The sequence below is a fragment of the Candidatus Tisiphia endosymbiont of Sialis lutaria genome (assembly GCF_964026535.1).
In the GTDB taxonomy this organism is placed as follows: Bacteria; Pseudomonadota; Alphaproteobacteria; order Rickettsiales; family Rickettsiaceae; genus Tisiphia.
Map to the genome: position 1 here is coordinate 616875 of NZ_OZ032153.1, position 15374 is coordinate 632248.

13 protein-coding genes and 3 pseudogenes are annotated in these 15374 nt (G+C 32.4%); 5 read left to right on the forward strand and 11 right to left on the reverse strand.

The window, feature by feature from the left end:
• Nucleotides 1-65: 65 nt before the first annotated feature.
• Nucleotides 66-503 carry a protoporphyrinogen oxidase HemJ gene (gene hemJ, locus AAGD20_RS02985; RefSeq protein ID WP_341749328.1) on the reverse strand — a complete coding sequence of 146 codons (438 nt, stop codon included), beginning with the start codon at nucleotides 501-503 and terminating at the stop codon, nucleotides 66-68.
• A gap of 131 nt (nucleotides 504-634) precedes the next feature.
• On the opposite strand from hemJ, the pseudogene AAGD20_RS02990 reads away from it, so the two are divergent.
• Nucleotides 635-1023, forward strand: a pseudogene (locus tag AAGD20_RS02990) (IS110 family transposase); the annotation flags it as partial.
• A gap of 393 nt (nucleotides 1024-1416) precedes the next feature.
• Here the strand turns inward: AAGD20_RS02990 and AAGD20_RS02995 are convergent.
• From AAGD20_RS02995 to dapF, 8 genes and pseudogenes are all read right to left on the reverse strand, one after another.
• Nucleotides 1417-2160 (reverse strand): biotin--[acetyl-CoA-carboxylase] ligase, encoded by a 744-nt coding sequence (locus AAGD20_RS02995; protein WP_341749329.1) that lies wholly within the window; start codon nucleotides 2158-2160, stop codon nucleotides 1417-1419.
• A gap of 14 nt (nucleotides 2161-2174) precedes the next feature.
• Nucleotides 2175-3299: pseudogene (locus AAGD20_RS03000) on the reverse strand (NADH-quinone oxidoreductase subunit N); the annotation flags it as partial.
• A gap of 672 nt (nucleotides 3300-3971) precedes the next feature.
• Complete coding sequence (gene mrdA / locus AAGD20_RS03010; protein WP_341749330.1) at nucleotides 3972-5753, reverse strand: penicillin-binding protein 2; 1782 nt, start codon at nucleotides 5751-5753, stop codon at nucleotides 3972-3974.
• Between the two features lie 152 nt (nucleotides 5754-5905).
• Nucleotides 5906-6427 carry a hypothetical protein gene (locus tag AAGD20_RS03015; RefSeq protein WP_094649089.1) on the reverse strand — a complete coding sequence of 174 codons (522 nt, stop codon included), beginning with the start codon at nucleotides 6425-6427 and terminating at the stop codon, nucleotides 5906-5908.
• A pseudogene (locus tag AAGD20_RS03020) lies at nucleotides 6424-7379 on the reverse strand (NAD(P)H-dependent glycerol-3-phosphate dehydrogenase). Before AAGD20_RS03020 ends, AAGD20_RS03015 begins: the two are co-directional and overlap by 4 nt.
• 170 nt (nucleotides 7380-7549) lie before the next feature.
• Nucleotides 7550-8482, reverse strand: coding sequence for an Rpn family recombination-promoting nuclease/putative transposase (locus tag AAGD20_RS03025; protein WP_341749331.1), 933 nt, complete (start codon nucleotides 8480-8482; stop codon nucleotides 7550-7552).
• A 68-nt stretch (nucleotides 8483-8550) separates the two neighbouring features.
• Nucleotides 8551-9813 carry a tRNA (N(6)-L-threonylcarbamoyladenosine(37)-C(2))-methylthiotransferase MtaB gene (gene mtaB / locus AAGD20_RS03030; RefSeq protein WP_341749332.1) on the reverse strand — a complete coding sequence of 421 codons (1263 nt, stop codon included), beginning with the start codon at nucleotides 9811-9813 and terminating at the stop codon, nucleotides 8551-8553.
• The gene (gene dapF / locus AAGD20_RS03035; RefSeq protein WP_341749333.1) at nucleotides 9806-10615 is read right to left on the reverse strand and encodes a diaminopimelate epimerase; all 810 of its coding nucleotides are present in this window, start codon (nucleotides 10613-10615) and stop codon (nucleotides 9806-9808) included. Before dapF ends, mtaB begins: the two co-directional genes overlap by 8 nt.
• A 331-nt stretch (nucleotides 10616-10946) precedes the next feature.
• On the opposite strand from dapF, the gene AAGD20_RS03040 reads away from it, so the two are divergent.
• The 4 genes from AAGD20_RS03040 to AAGD20_RS03055 are packed head-to-tail and all read left to right on the forward strand — an operon-like array spanning nucleotide 10947 to nucleotide 14492.
• Nucleotides 10947-12209 (forward strand): pitrilysin family protein, encoded by a 1263-nt coding sequence (locus AAGD20_RS03040; RefSeq protein WP_341749334.1) that lies wholly within the window; start codon nucleotides 10947-10949, stop codon nucleotides 12207-12209.
• Entirely contained in the window at nucleotides 12206-12907 is a 702-nt protein-coding gene (locus AAGD20_RS03045; RefSeq protein ID WP_341749335.1) for a uroporphyrinogen-III synthase, read from the forward strand. The genes AAGD20_RS03040 and AAGD20_RS03045 overlap by 4 nt, the downstream gene beginning before the upstream one ends.
• The gene (locus AAGD20_RS03050; RefSeq protein WP_341749336.1) at nucleotides 12876-13550 is read left to right on the forward strand and encodes a hypothetical protein; all 675 of its coding nucleotides are present in this window, start codon (nucleotides 12876-12878) and stop codon (nucleotides 13548-13550) included. The genes AAGD20_RS03045 and AAGD20_RS03050 overlap by 32 nt, the downstream gene beginning before the upstream one ends.
• 9 nt (nucleotides 13551-13559) lie before the next feature.
• Nucleotides 13560-14492 (forward strand): heme biosynthesis HemY N-terminal domain-containing protein, encoded by a 933-nt coding sequence (locus AAGD20_RS03055; protein WP_341749337.1) that lies wholly within the window; start codon nucleotides 13560-13562, stop codon nucleotides 14490-14492.
• A 43-nt stretch (nucleotides 14493-14535) separates the two neighbouring features.
• Here the strand turns inward: AAGD20_RS03055 and AAGD20_RS03060 are convergent, their stop codons facing one another.
• Together AAGD20_RS03060 and AAGD20_RS03065 are read right to left on the reverse strand one after the other, a co-directional pair.
• On the reverse strand, nucleotides 14536-14661 hold the full coding sequence (locus AAGD20_RS03060) for a hypothetical protein (RefSeq protein WP_341749338.1): 126 nt from the start codon (nucleotides 14659-14661) through the stop codon (nucleotides 14536-14538).
• Between the two features lie 504 nt (nucleotides 14662-15165).
• Nucleotides 15166-15348 carry a hypothetical protein gene (locus AAGD20_RS03065; protein WP_341749339.1) on the reverse strand — a complete coding sequence of 61 codons (183 nt, stop codon included), beginning with the start codon at nucleotides 15346-15348 and terminating at the stop codon, nucleotides 15166-15168.
• Nucleotides 15349-15374 lie beyond the last annotated feature (26 nt).

A 15374-nucleotide genomic window follows, 5' to 3' on the forward strand; every position in this document is an offset into this window, starting at 1 on the left:
CCCTAACTTCCCATTAATTGACTATACATTATTTTTTCAATGCACTAATAGGTAATTGCATAAAATTAATCAAATGGTTTAACAATAACCATAATAACCGCTATGATCATCAATAATGCCGGCACTTCATTGACAATACGATAAAATTTCTCGGAATGATTATTTTTTCCATCAACAAAATTCTTTCGCCATCTAGATAATAAACCGTGAAAAATAGTTATGCCTAAAACTGCTGTCATTTTTATATAAAACCATGTTCCTAAAGCTACTAACCCATATATATAACTATTGATTATACCTAAAGTATAGGTACTTATCATAGCAGGATTCATAATTATTCTGAGTAACTTACTTTCCATTAACTGAAATGTTTTATCAGATTCACTCCCTACCGCCACTCTAGAATGATATACATATAATCTTGGCAAGTATAATAAACCCACCATCCAAGAAATTGCCGATATAAGATGGAATGCTTTAAACCATAAATAATAACTAGCCATTAATATTATCTCCTGTTACTTAATTTTTTAAATGAAATAATGGTATGGACCTACCCTATATACAGAATGAGAAGCATATGCTAATCTTCTAGGATAGGAAATGAATCCTAAACAACAATAAGGAGACCCATATGGAAGTTACCACAATTGGTATAGATATTGCAAAAGAATTTTTCAAATTCACGGTGTAGATAAAAATGGTAAGACAATATTAAAGAAAAAATTAATGAGAGAGCAGGTTCTAACTTTTATGGCTAACTTACCAAAATGTCTAGTAGGCATGGAAGCTTGCGGTGGAGCTAGCTATTGGGCAAGAGAATTAACAAAATTAGGTCATACTGTAAAACTAATAGCTCCACAATTTGTTAAGCCTTATGTTAAAACTAATAAAAATGATCAAGCAGATAGCGAAGCAATATGTGAGGCAGTAGCGAGACCTAATATGAGGTTTGTGCCTATCAAAACTGTAGAGCAACAAGATATTTTATTTATTCATAGGGTAAGGCAACGATTGGTAAAAATTTATTATTCCTCAAATTTAATGTTAAAAAAAGATTTAGTATCTCACCCTACGCATAACCCAGGGCAATTTAAAAATTCCGGGAAAGTACAAAACGCTATTAGCGAGACCACTACATGGTCGAAGCAATCCACATTCATTAGATTGCTTCGTCGCTACTAAAGTAGCTTCTCGCAATGACGCCAAGCTATTTTTTTATATGGCTTTTAAATGCCATGCGTAAGGTGAGTAAAGTAATTCTATATTTGGCTCTTTTTGGCTCAAAATATAATTAATTAGTTATCGCAAACAGCCTTCTAGACCGCTTCTGTTTACAGTTTTTATCCGTATCTAACGACGTCAAATATTGCGAGGGCATAATATCAAATATAATTAATATCGCAACTATTATTTTTATAAAAAATCTAATATCTCAAAACTACATAAGGTAATTATTTTCCCATCCTCAAGCTGAATTCTTATACCTCCATTTTCATCTATATCTTTAAAAATCCCTGAGATTTTTGTGTTTCCATCATTTACACTAACCATCTCGCCCAACTTATAAGCATTTCTAAGCCAATATTGTCTTATTTTACTAAATCCCTGTTCTTTCCATCTACTAAAATATTTTTCAAAATTAATCATCAAGATATCTAATAAATATTCTGGATCTTTTACTTCTATATTCTCATCAGATAAATTGGTTGCCAGTTGCTCAATATTTAAAGGATTTTCCTTGATGTTAATGCCAACACTTATAATAAGATAATTATTGTTATTTATACTAATAGATTCAAGCAATACACCAGATACTTTCTTGCCATTTATCAAAATATCATTTGGCCATTTTAATTTGATAGAATTCACTGAACTGGCTGTAAGAGAAATAATAGTTTTATAAACAACAATAGCCATAACAAAAGATAATTGAGGAAGATAACTAAGATTAATTTGATGCTTTAATAATATACTAACATGCAAATTCCCTAGATTAGAATGCCAAATTTTGTTATTTCTTCCACGCGATTTTGTTTGATTTTTTGCTAATATTACATAACTACCATCAGGACAGCTCTTAGCCATCCTAATAGCTTCGCAGCTAGTACTATCTATTGTATCAAAAACTAGTAGCTTATATTTTTTTTGCCAAGACATAACTCCTCATCAAATTACTTTATAAAAAGAGAAAAAATTAACAAAAATCCTATAATAAAACAATTTATAAACTTTAAGCTTTGATGGGTTGGTACTAAATCTAGCTGCAAACTTTTATTTGCCTCAAAAAAGTACATAGACCTAACTATTTTGAGGTAATAATAAGCTGCTATAATACTGGTACCAATAGCTATAAATGCTAGAGTAAATTGTTCCTCTACAATAGCCTGATAAAAAATGAAATATTTACCAAAAAATCCTGCCAGTGGGGGAATACCAATCATCGAGAACATGATAATGGTAATCCCAGCAGCCAAAGCCTTACGACTATTCGCCAGACCCTTAATATCATCAAAATTTGCCGTATCAGCTTTTCCCCCCAGCAGAGCAATTAAACAGGCAAAAAAGCCTAAAACGGAAGCAGCATAAATAAATATATATATTAATGCTGCATTATTACCTTGCTCACTATGCAAAGCAACTCCCAGCAAAACATAACCAATATTTAGAATAGTGCTGTATCCCATTAGCCTTTTGAGAGAGTTTTGTTTAATAGCCCCACCTGCCCCAATCAACATTGACAAAATTGCTGTTATTTTTATTAAATCAACTGAAATTTGTTTATAATCACCAACTACCATCGTCATTATATTTAATAACACCACTACATTGCCAAATTTTGTAGCAGCAGCAAAATAGGTAACTGAAGGAATTGGTGATCCTTCATATACATCTGGCGTCCAAGCATGCAAAGGAGCACTAGATAATTTAAAGAAAATACCACTTAAAAAAAGTACTAAGCCACTTACTAACCCAATATTTGGCTGCGGTGATTGATTTAATTTTTGTAGAATATTACTATAATCTAAACTACCACCAAATCCATAAATAAAGGATATCCCAAACAAGGTCAGACAACTAATCAAACTACCTAGAATAAAGTATTTTAACGCTCCTTCTGATGATTTAATATTATACAAACTAAAGCCAGCTAGTACATATGCTGCTAGTGCTTGCAATTCCATAGCCACAAATAATAGTAGGAAATTACGAGCCGATATAGTAATAAAAATACCAACGGTCGAAAGTAACACCAAGGTTATGAATTCTGGCTTAAATTTTTCATTATAGTCAATTGATGAGAAGTTGGGGACGTTGTTGTTTGTCGCTTGCCTATTACTTATAGGCGTCGTTCCATCGCTCCTAGCCCCAAATTCTCCTGAATTGACTATAGTGACTTTACAATAACCATAATAAATTATTATGGTCATTATTGAAAAAAGCAAAACAAAGACTTTACAAACGCCAGTAAAACTATTAATGGCAAAGGAATCATTAAAAGCTACCGCTCTACTCTGCACCAAAGTAATAGAAAATACAATCGATAATAATATTGTAATATTAGTGATGATTCTAGTTTTGTTACTAAAAAATACAGCCGATAGTTGACTAAACAAAGCCAGTAAGGTCAGCATTATCTCAGGCAAAATAATTATAAATTGTTCTAAAATTGGGTTTATCATATTTCAGGTTCTTAGATTAATATAGTTAATATATACTATAAGATTGCTAGCACTAAGTAGAATAATAAAAAAATATATTAATTTTACATAAATTATGTAATTTAATATTACTCCGTCATTGCGAGCCACCGTAGGTGGCGTGGCAATCCACTTCTAACCACTTTTCTGGATTGCTTCGTAACCTTACGGTCTCCTCGCAATGACGGTTTTTCAACTACTGTTTTCTTAAACTAACGCCTATGCACTCCTGCTACCCAATTCTCATCAATTGACTATGGCGGAGTAATGCTAAATATATTTATCAAGTACCATAGTCATAATTTTTTTAGCTATAGGAGCTGCCACCCTGCCTCCACCTCCGCCATGATCGACAAAGACTAGAATAGAGTAACGAGGTTGTTGATAGGGAGCGAACCCGGCAAATATAGCATGGTTACGCCTTTGCCAAACAACTGATTTACTGCTTAAATCATCATCTATATTAGCTTTTGCTTGCACTTGTGCGGTACCTGTTTTACCAGCTAATTGATGTCCTTCTGCTAAAATCCTACTATAATAGGAAGTTCCTCCTTCAGTATTAACTGCTTTATACATACCTTCTTTTAAAATATCTAAGTATTTTTGATTGATGTTAACCTGATCAAATACCGATATATCTTTAGCAATTCTAGGATTATACAATTTCCCATTATTAGCAATTGCCGTTACAAACCTAGCTAACTGGATTGGAGTAGCTGATAAAAATCCCTGCCCTATCGATAAGTTAAGAGTATCACCAATTGTCCATTTAGAGTTAAATTTTTTCATTTTCCATTCTTCTGAAGGAAGGAAACCTGAGGCTTCTCCAATCAAATCAATACCAGTTTTTGTACCGAAACCAAAATTTCTTGCCATATCTAATATTTTTTTATGACCTGTTAAGCGAGCTATTTCATACATATAAGAGTTACAAGAATGCTTAATGGAATTATACATATCCACTGTGCCATGACCATGACGACTCCAGCACCGAAAGCTATTAGTACCTAATACCGAATCCCCAGTACAATTAACCGTTTTATCCGGTTTAATTCCACTCTCTAAACCAGCTAAAATTGTAATAATTTTGAAAATAGAACCAGGTGGATAAGTACTTTGTATGGTTTTATTAATTAACGGCTTATAAGGATCATTAATTAAACTTTGCCAATAATCTTGAGACAATTTTACAAAATTATTGGCTTCAAATACCGGCGACATAGCCAGCACTAAAACATTACCGTTATTTGTATCAATAACTATCGCCGAACAGCCTTGTTTAGTTAAATAAGGCTGCACTCTTTGTTGTAACTCTGCGTCAATATTTAGATGTAAGTCCTCTCCTTGTTGACTTGGAAGATTGGTAATTTCTCTGACTTGTTTGCCTAAAGCATTTACTTCTATCTGCTTATAACCAAATTTCCCACGTAACTTTTCTTCATAATATTTTTCTACACCAGATTTACCAATATTAAAATCCCCTAAATTATTGATTTCTAGCTCTTGTTTCTCTTGCTCATTAATCTGTCCAGTGTAACCTATTACATGACAAGCAGCTTCTGAAAAATGGTAAAATCTTATATAACCGACATCTACAAAAATAGAAGTTAAATTTAACTTTTGTTCTTCAATGAGTGACATTTGTTGCCAGCTAAGATTATCTAATATCAGTAAAGGAACACGTTTATTGGCTTTTTTTATTTTTTGATTAATGTAATTTTGTTTTTCTTCAGTTAGTTGCAAGATATTTGCTACTAGAATTAATTCCTGTTTGTAATTAGTAGCCTCATGCATATCCAGTAATAACCTAAAACAAGTTTGGTTGGTAGCTAGAACATTACCGTTAACATCATAAATTTGTCCCCTGAATGGCGGCACTAGAATAAAACTTATACGATTTTTATCAGATAAAGTACGATATTTATCACTTTCAAATAACTGCATGTAAAACATTTTTCCAGCCAATAATGAAAATAATGTTAGTTTTCCTGAACCTATCAGAAAAGACCGTCTTGATATTAACTGGTTATGTAATATTTTATTATTTAGCATATTTTTTTGATAGCGATTCCTATTATGTTTTTGTAGTACTAGATACCAAACGTCATTGCGAGACCATGTAATGGTCGAAGCAATCCATTTCTAATACTTTTCTGAATTGCTTTGTCGCTACTAAAGTAGCTCTGAGCCATGACGTTTGAGGGTTAAACCTCCTCTCCTTGACGTTTGGGGAACAATGCCTTATCAAGAGGAATTCGTAGCAAATTATAGGAAAATATCGTAGTAAGATAGTGCATTAACATCGTAAGATACCCTTGGGAAGATAGACCTTTAGTTAAAATTAGCAAATATCTAAAATGTAATATAAAAAAATAATATAACCCAAAAATCAGGAAATTTGTTAAATAACTTCTAACTATAAAGAATTTTCCAGCAAATTGTAAAATTATGTGAGCAGTTACAAGAACCAAGGAATTTGTACCAATTGGCATAGAATATAATTGGTCAAAAATTATTCCTACTAAAAATATTAGCCAAAAACCAATATGATAAAATGTAGCAAAATAGTAAAGTAAACTAACTTCAAAAGCTGGAAAAATAACAGTTTCTGTGTTAATTCTAAAATTTTCTAGCGGAAAAATTACTAATAACAAACAACATTCTAATAATATTATTTTACTAACTATTTGTGATAATGTTTGTGGTAATTTGCTAAAGAATTTCATATTATTTTCAGTTCTTTAATTACTGATTCAATAATAGGCAGTACTAGGTCATACTTTCTTATGAGATCCAATACCAGTCTAGCAGATTCTAGCCCTTCCACTAAGTATAAATTTTGATTTAAAAAATTTCCAACATCTAAATGTTTACCAAGCTCATAACCAAATCTAGTATTTCGTGATTCCTTAGAATAACAAGTTAGTACCAAATCCCCTAATATACCTGGAGCACATAAAATAGAAGCATCTCCAAGCTCTCCATCAATAGCCTCAGATAAAATTCTTATTTCTTGAATTGCTTGAGTTATAAGCCCGGCTTTTGCATTTTGTCCGTAACCTTTTGCATCATACCAACCACTCTTTATTGCTATAATATTCTTAACAGCCGATGCCACTTGCATCACTACCATATAGTCAGTTATGGTCAACTTAAATTGTTGAGATGCCAAGCTAATTGCTAGTCGTTTGGCAAGATTAACATCTAAAGAAGCAATGGTTACTGAAGTTAATAAATCTTGAGCAACTTCTTTAGCGAGGTTAGGTCCAGCTATAAAGGCTAAAGGATTAGCTGGTAATATGGCTTTTACTTTATCAGATAATAACTCCGTAGGGTCTCTGCCAAATCCTTTAGTTGCAACTAATAACGCTACGCTTTCAGATATCCCAGCGTTTTTTAATATCTTCAAAGTTTCCTGAAAAACAAAAGATGGTACCGCAATAATTATTACTTCTTTGTCTAGTAAAGCTGACAAATTATCACAAGGAACTAGATTGGTTGGTAATGTAATATCAGAACCAAGATATTTGCTATTAGTTCGATTATTTAATATTTCCTCGATAATATTATTCTCACGTACCAATATCGACACATCCTCATAGCACCTTGCCACTTGACAGGCTAGTGCAGTTCCCCAGCTACCGCCACATAGACAGCAATGCTTTTAAATTTTTTCATAGCAATTATTTATATAGTGAATTAACTTAAATTGGCAACGTTATAAATCCGATTAGTATTTAGCCTTAGCGTCATTGCACATAGGTGACAACCTAGGAAATAGATAGTTGAAAAGACGTCTATTAGCGAGTCCTAGTTAGGTGGCGTGGCAATTGTAAGAATCCTTATATTTATTCTAATTCTTCAATTTGCTCTTTAGTTAACCCAGTAGATTGAGATATTATCTCAATCGATATTCCAGCTTTCTGAAGATTTCTTGCCACTTCGAAATTTCTTCTAGCTTTGCCTCTAGCTTCGCCTCTAGCTTCACCTAGCTGGATACCTCTAGCTTCACCTTCTTCGATATATTTTTGTGCAACAGTTCTCATAATAACACCTTGTTGTTCTTCTGATAAATATTTGGTTAGTACTTCCTCCAATTCTGATTGCTTTTCCTCAGGAAGCTTAGCGTCAGTGTACCATAAAAGCGATTTTATGTAAATATAGCCTTTTTCCTTATCTACTAATATCTCTAATTTAAATCTCTGCAGAAATTCTTCCCAAAGCTTTATAATATCTCGTTGATGAATATGCTTGAGCATATATTCTAACATCCCAATATGCTTCTTCTTCATTATTTCATCATCAGACATGCTTTGTAAATCAACCAATTGATAATCCTCTGTCATTAATTTCTTGGCTATAATTGCATCAGTAAATAAACTCCATAAATTCCTAGGAGCAGTATACACTTCCCTCCCATTATAAATCACTAAATTATATACTAATGGTAATTTCTTTCTTCCTTTTTTATGCCTTTCACACAATAATAATGTGTATTTCCATAATCGTAAAGCTGTCCAATAATCAACGCCCGACTGAGCCTCAATCAACACATACACAAAAGCCTTACCCTGATTCTTGGTAGCAACTCCATATACTATATCACTACATTTCTTGTTTAAAGATTCCTCTATGTAGCTTTCTTTTTCTACTGTTATTTTTGATAAATCTACTAAACTCTTAAAATCATTCGGCAAATAATATTCCAAAAATTCTTGAGCTGCTACAGGATCAGCCATTATTGTTTTGACTAATGAATCATGCTTTAACTTTTTTGTCATAAAAGAATATTAAATTGATAAAACTATATATATCTCTATCAGATTTTGACTTATGCTAGGTAAGTCTACTATACCAAAATTTCTGAAATCATATAATTATCCTCTACAGCAACTAACCGAGCTTTAATAATTTGCCCAACGTCAAAATTACCTTGCAACTTTACCGGAATAAAATTTTCTGTATGAGCTATGTTATTTTGCTCTACAAGTAATTCCACTTCATGCCCTATATTCCTTTGGAAAAATTGTTGTAATTGCTGCTTCCCTGTTACCCTTAAAATTTCTGCTCTAGCTTTTCTAACAGACTTTGCTACTTGCGGCATTCTGGCAGCTGGAGTTTCCTCACGCTCAGAATACGGGAAAACATGTAAATATTGCAAATCCGCCTCAGAGATAAGTTTTCTTGTATTCTCAAACATTACCTCATTTTCCGTCGGGAAACCAGCTATAATGTCTGCCCCGAATGATACATTTGCTCTTAAGTTACGCAATTTATGACAAAAATCAATAACATTTTGACGATTATGGCGACGTTTCATACGCTTAAGTATCATGTCATCACCAGCTTGTAAACTAATATGAAAATGCGGCATAATTTGTGGAGCATAAGCCATCAAATCAAACAAATCATCATCGATTTCAGCTACATCAATGGAAGATAATCTAAGCCTTTTTAGCTCCGGAACCAACCCTATAATCCTTCTAATCATCTGGGCAAAAGTTGGAGCTCCTGGTAAATCTGGTCCATATGCCGTAACGTCAACCCCGGTAAATACTACTTCATTATACCCATTAGCTACTAATGTCCTTAACTGCTGTACTATCACTCCCATTGGGACTGAGCGACTATTGCCTCTAGCATAAGGTATAATGCAGAAGGTACAACGATGATTACAACCATTCTGTACTTGAATAAAAGCCCGAGATTTGCCATCAAAGCTAGCCACCAGATGATTAGCAGTTTCCGTCACAGACATTATATCATTTACTGCTACTTTTTCGTCAGTAAATTGATAATTGCTAGCAATCAATTTTTCCTCATTACCAAGTACTTTGTCGACCTCAACCATATTAGCAAAAATATCTGGGTTATTTTGAGCAGCACAACCAGTAACAATAATTCTTGCATTAGGGTTATTTTTCTTAGCTTTACGAATTGCTTGACGTGATTGTTTTACAGCTTCCTTAGTGACATAACAAGTATTAAACACCATGACATTTTCTAAGCCAGAAAGAGCTAAGTTAGTTCTAATCACTTCACTTTCATAAATATTTAATCGACAACCAAAAGTTACAACCTTTTGAGTTACGACTTCTTGTGGTTTAGTCATAAAAAAACTCTCCACGTACCACTAAAGCAGCAGAACCAAGCATTATGATATTCTCCCCTTGTTTTGACATTTGTAGACTACCTAATTGAAATACCACTTGACAAGGAGAGCTAACAAAGCCAAGCTTTACTGCTGAAGCAAAGCTAGCACATGCCCCACTACCACAAGCAAGAGTTAAACCAACTCCTCTTTCCCAAACCGATAAATAAATTTTATTATCCTTGATTGAAGCAAAATTAACGTTAACCCCATCAGTAAACAACTCTTTTGCTTGTAATTTCTCTCCAATTATTTCTTTATCTTTAGTAGCTAAATCACTAAAAATAATAAAATGTGGATTGCCAATATCAGCACAAATAACTTCCTTGATATCAATCATATAACGTTCCATAATTGGCCAAATCTTTTCGGCTGAAGGCATCCAATCTTCCTCAAAACTAACTATCCCAGTATTTACCTCGATCTCGTTGTCACTTAATATCTTACAAGACAATTCTTTTCCGTATATTCTTAAAGTAACTTCTGTTATACTGAAATCAAGATATAACAATTTGGTAAGACATCTTGAAGCATTCCCACATAATTTGGCACTTGAGCCATTCTGGTTATATACAGCCATTTCATAGTAATTAGCTTTTTGATCGTAAATAATAAACTGATCACAACCAATACCAGTACGACGATTGGAGATATTTAGCGATAATTGCTGTAAATCACAATTTATAGGTAAATCACGCTGATTGATAATCACAAAATCATTACCTAATCCATGCATTTTAGCAAAATTGATTTTTTTAAACACGAGAATATCTTTAGATTATACAATAAGTCTATTATACTAAATATATATAAAAATATGTAGTAAATAAATAGACCTCTTGCATAACTGTTGGTAAATGGTTATATTTTTTGTCTGTACTTGATTAGTATTACTGTCATTGCACTCCAATCGTCATTGCGAGGAGACATAGGTCGACGAAGCAATCCACCTTCTAGCGTCATTGCGAGACCATGTAATGGTCGAAGCAATCCATTTTACAACACCTTTCTGGATTGCTTCGTTGGTTCATGCATCCTCGCAATGACAACGTAATACTAAGCTATACTCTTTAAACTAATAAATAAGTGATAAAATGACCTTTAACTCAAGCAAACTTAACAATGGACTAACTGTTGTTACTTACCATATGCCTAATATAAAATCCGTAGCTATTAATCTCATTGTTAATGTAGGTAGCCGCTATGAACAATATTCAGAAATAGGGATATCTCATTTTCTTGAACATATGGCATTTAAAGGAACAACAACTAGAACTGCTAAACAAATTGCTGAAGAATTTGACTCTATAGGAGGGCAGTTTAATGCTTACACCGGTCATGAACAGACTGTTTATTACTCAAAAATATTGAGTGAGAATTGTTATACGGCTCTAGAAATATTGGCAGATATCTTGCAAAATTCAGTTTTTTCAGAAGAAGAAATAGCCAAAGAATATCAGGTGATTTTACAAGAAATTGCTTGTGTACAGGATAATCCCGATGAGCTTATTCACGAAAAATTTTACAGTAGTGCTTATGAAAATCAAGCTCTTGGTCGGTCAATTTTAGGAACTTATGACAGTTTAGCAAAATTTGATAAGGAACATTTTAGCAGTTATATTGATAAACATTATAATGCCGGAAATATTTACTTATCAGTGGCAGGAAATGTTGAGCATCAACAAATTGTAGAATTTGCCGAAAAATTATTTTGTTCATTAAAAGATAAACCAAATAATCATTTTGAAAAAGCTAGATACACGGGGGGGCATAGTGTTATTACCAAAGAACTTGAACAAACTACCTTGGTTCTGGGGTTCGAAAGTGTACCCTATTTTAACATACAGCAATTATATCATACTCAAGCTCTGTCACTAATACTTGGTAACGGTATGTCATCAAGATTATTTCAACAAATCAGAGAAAAGCTTGGACTTGCCTACTCAATTGGTAGCTATAATAGCTCACACTATGATAGTGGGATTTTTGGCATATATGTTTCCACTAGTCATGATAAACTGCCATTTCTTGCAGAACAATTAGTCAATGAAATTAACAATATTTCTGTAGAGATCAAAGATTCAGAAATTGATCGGGCTAAAATACAATTAAAAACTAGTATCCATATATCCCAAGAAGATTCATCTTATAAGTCAGAAGAAATTGGTAAGAATTTTGCTGTTTTTGGCAAATATTTACCTATTGAGAACACTATTGAATATATTATGAATATAACAAACCGAGATATCATAAATATTGCTAACAAAATATTTGCTAGCAAACCTACTTTATCTATCATTGGGCCTAATCCACTTGCCATAGGTTATCAAAAATTATCTAATGATCTGGCTCTATGAAATCGGTGCTATTAACTAGAAGTTCAGAAGATAATTACGACATTATTCAAGAGTTGCAGCGTAATCATCAATGTAGCTTTAACTATATATGCTGTCCTTTATTGGAATATCAAACTTTGCCATTAGATGGTACCCTTTTATATGATTATCCTAATATCATTATCACTAGTAAATTTGCTGCTAAAATCCTAGCCGGACATCAAGATATCGAAAAGAAGAATATGTGGATAGTCGGTAATTCATCAAAATTAATTCTAGAACAAAATAATTTTATAGTGCAATATGTTGCTAGCAATGTACAAGAGCTGCTAGAAAACATTCCACCAGAAATATATCACCAAACCGTATATTTATCGTCAAATGAAATTACCCAAGATTTACCTCAAGCGATTAAAAGACACATTATCTATCAGGTAAAATATGCAACTAAGCTGCAGCACATAGCAGAAATTGAAAAGGGCATCAATTTTATTCTACTATATTCACAGAACTGCACTAAGACTTTTATTGAATTATTAGTAAAAAATAATTTGCTAGAATCCTTAGCCAATAGTTTAGTTATTACTATAAGTAAAAAAGTAGCAAATATTATTAGCTCTTTTACTAAAAATGTGGTTTATTGTGATAATGGACAACCTCAGCAAATGTTAGAATTATTAATTTATAATGCCCAAAATAATGCAAAAATCAGAAACTAATATAATAAAAGTCCGTAGAAACAATTCTATTATTTTTACAATTATTTTGGTTGTATTATTTGCCATATCGGTAACTTATATGACTTTTTTAAATAATAAAAAGACGGATTCTAAGTTATCTAATAACGCAACAATACAAGAAACAACCATACAAGAAATCCCCCCATCTTCAGATACTACCAATTTAGAGGAGAATGCACCTCAGGAAGATAATAGTTTAAATCAAGATAATTCTTCTGTAAGTACCCCCCACCAACCAGAACAATCTAAAGCCCCTTCCAATGTTTACAGTAATTATTTACTTAGCATCAATCTTCTGGTAAAGAATTTTCTGCAAGATAAAGATTATACAGAGCAACTTTATCAAATTGAAACTATGGAGTTACCTGCAAAAATAAAAAATATTTTGATAGATATGCACTATTATAATAAAAATTATTTACTTGATAATAATTTAGGTTTAGTAAGGGTATTTCCAAAAACCGATTGCTGGATCAAGCAATTTATCAAAATTGAAGAAAAATCTAGTAGCCTCAAAGATAAAGAAAAGCTGAAATTAAAAATAATAGGAAACCTAGATTATTTTATTAATTTCTTTTATTCAGAAGAACTACAACAAGAAAATTACAACAAGAATTCGTAGAGTAAACTAATGATAAGATTATTGATAATTTGTATTACATTTTTGTTGTTATATTTTAGTTTTTCTATGTTAAATCAACTTGACTCAAGATTAACTTTAAACTTATATGACTATTATATAGAAACAACATTTTTTACTTTCGTTATTTTATATATATTACTTACACTTTCTACTGCTATTTCTTTTAAAATATTATGTTTAATTATTAATCTACCTACTAATTTAAAAGCTCTTTTCTTTGCTAAAAGAGCCAATAACGATAATTACTTACTAATGAAAGCTATGGCAGAATACGTTTCTGGTGAAAAATTAAAATCAGCAGTAACGAGCCAAAAAATATCTTACCGTTTAAGCCAGGAAAATAAGGTGTTTCATACTTTACTTTTAGCAGAATCAGAACTAGATATTTCAGTAAAAATAAAACATTTTCAGGAATTAGAACAATCTAAATATTATATTCCTTTTGTTACCAAAAGACTCGCACAAATACATTATCAGAATAATATGTATGACATAGCTGAGAATTATGCTGTTAGATCGTTTAACCTAAATGAATCTGATAGTGAAACTTTAGAAATTTTACTTAATTGTTATGCCAAACTTTCTCTATGGACAAAATTTGTTTTTGTGGTATCTAAACTTAGCAGAGTTGACGGACAGAAACTAGAGTCGCTTAAAAACAAAATAGCTGATTATTATGTTATAGCTGCTAAAAATATGTTAGAGACTAACCAGACAAAAGAGGCGGTATATTATTTAGAATCAGCTATTAAGCTTATAGCTTCCCATATTGAAGCACTAAATCTTTATCTATCTTTAAACTCCTCTAAATGGAGTAATAAGAATCTTGAGTTATTACAAACTGCCTTTACAGCAAGCCCATCTTTTGAAATTGTAGAATTATATAAGAAATTTTCTACCAATGACTCCTCGGAAATTTAGTCGATCCTAAAAAATATTTAGGATTATTTTTGGCGATAGCTGCTTATTTAGATTTACCAGAAAAGGTTGAAAGTCTTAGAGATGAGCCTGAACTATTATGATTCCCACTATAGTCAATTGATGAGAAGTTGGTGACGTCGTCGCTCAATTCTCGCCTATTACTTATCATAGTACCCTACAATTTTTATTCTATAAGTATTAAGCAGCATAAAAACGTCATTGCGAGGAGGCGTGAGCCTACGAAGCAATCCATATAGTCTTGATGTATCTATACTATAGTCAATTCAGGAGGATTTGGTGCTAGGAGAGATGGAGCGCATAGTACCCTACAATTTTTTATTTATTTCCTTATGATGAGTAAAAAAGCTTACTGCTAAGCGTCATTGCGAGGAGCTACTTTAGTAGCGACGAAGCAATCCATGAGAATTAGTATAGATACATCAAGACTATATGGATTGCTTCGTAGGCTCACGCCTCCTCGCAATGACGTTTTTATGCTGCTTAATACTTATAGAATAAAAATTGTAGGGTACTATGACTACGTGGTCTCGCTAATAGCGGAAAAGCTATCTAAAACCAGCTCTAGCTTATAACTTTTAACAGTTGTGGTCTATGCACTCCATCGCTCCTGCTACCTGATTCTCCTGAATTGACTATACCAGTTCTATTATTTTTAATCCAAAGAATTAATAGACACATCAAATGCCATAGAGACTAAATTTGCTAACTTTTCCTCTTGATCTAAAATCTCAGGTAATATTTTCCAATATGATAGAGTTATCAACTTATTTGAGTTATTATATGTAAATGGTTCGGAGACAAAAGATTTTAAATCTCCAACCACTTTGTTATCCATTTTAAAGTACAACTCGTTTCTTGCAA

Excerpts from the sequence above, each read along its gene's own strand:
- hemJ (WP_341749328.1), bottom strand. The coding sequence starts at position 503 with ATGGCTAGTTATTATTTATGGTTTAAAGCATTCCATCTTATATCGGCA.
- AAGD20_RS02995 (WP_341749329.1), bottom strand. The coding sequence starts at position 2,160 with ATGTCTTGGCAAAAAAAATATAAGCTACTAGTTTTTGATACAATAGAT.
- mrdA (WP_341749330.1), bottom strand. The coding sequence starts at position 5,753 with ATGCTAAATAATAAAATATTACATAACCAGTTAATATCAAGACGGTCT.
- AAGD20_RS03015 (WP_094649089.1), bottom strand. The coding sequence starts at position 6,427 with ATGAAATTCTTTAGCAAATTACCACAAACATTATCACAAATAGTTAGT.
- AAGD20_RS03025 (WP_341749331.1), bottom strand. The coding sequence starts at position 8,482 with ATGACAAAAAAGTTAAAGCATGATTCATTAGTCAAAACAATAATGGCT.
- mtaB (WP_341749332.1), bottom strand. The coding sequence starts at position 9,813 with ATGACTAAACCACAAGAAGTCGTAACTCAAAAGGTTGTAACTTTTGGT.
- AAGD20_RS03040 (WP_341749334.1), top strand. The coding sequence starts at position 10,947 with ATGACCTTTAACTCAAGCAAACTTAACAATGGACTAACTGTTGTTACT.
- AAGD20_RS03045 (WP_341749335.1), top strand. The coding sequence starts at position 12,206 with ATGAAATCGGTGCTATTAACTAGAAGTTCAGAAGATAATTACGACATT.
- AAGD20_RS03050 (WP_341749336.1), top strand. The coding sequence starts at position 12,876 with ATGCCCAAAATAATGCAAAAATCAGAAACTAATATAATAAAAGTCCGT.
- AAGD20_RS03055 (WP_341749337.1), top strand. The coding sequence starts at position 13,560 with ATGATAAGATTATTGATAATTTGTATTACATTTTTGTTGTTATATTTT.
- AAGD20_RS03060 (WP_341749338.1), bottom strand. The coding sequence starts at position 14,661 with ATGATAAGTAATAGGCGAGAATTGAGCGACGACGTCACCAACTTCTCA.
- AAGD20_RS03065 (WP_341749339.1), bottom strand. The coding sequence starts at position 15,348 with ATGGATAACAAAGTGGTTGGAGATTTAAAATCTTTTGTCTCCGAACCA.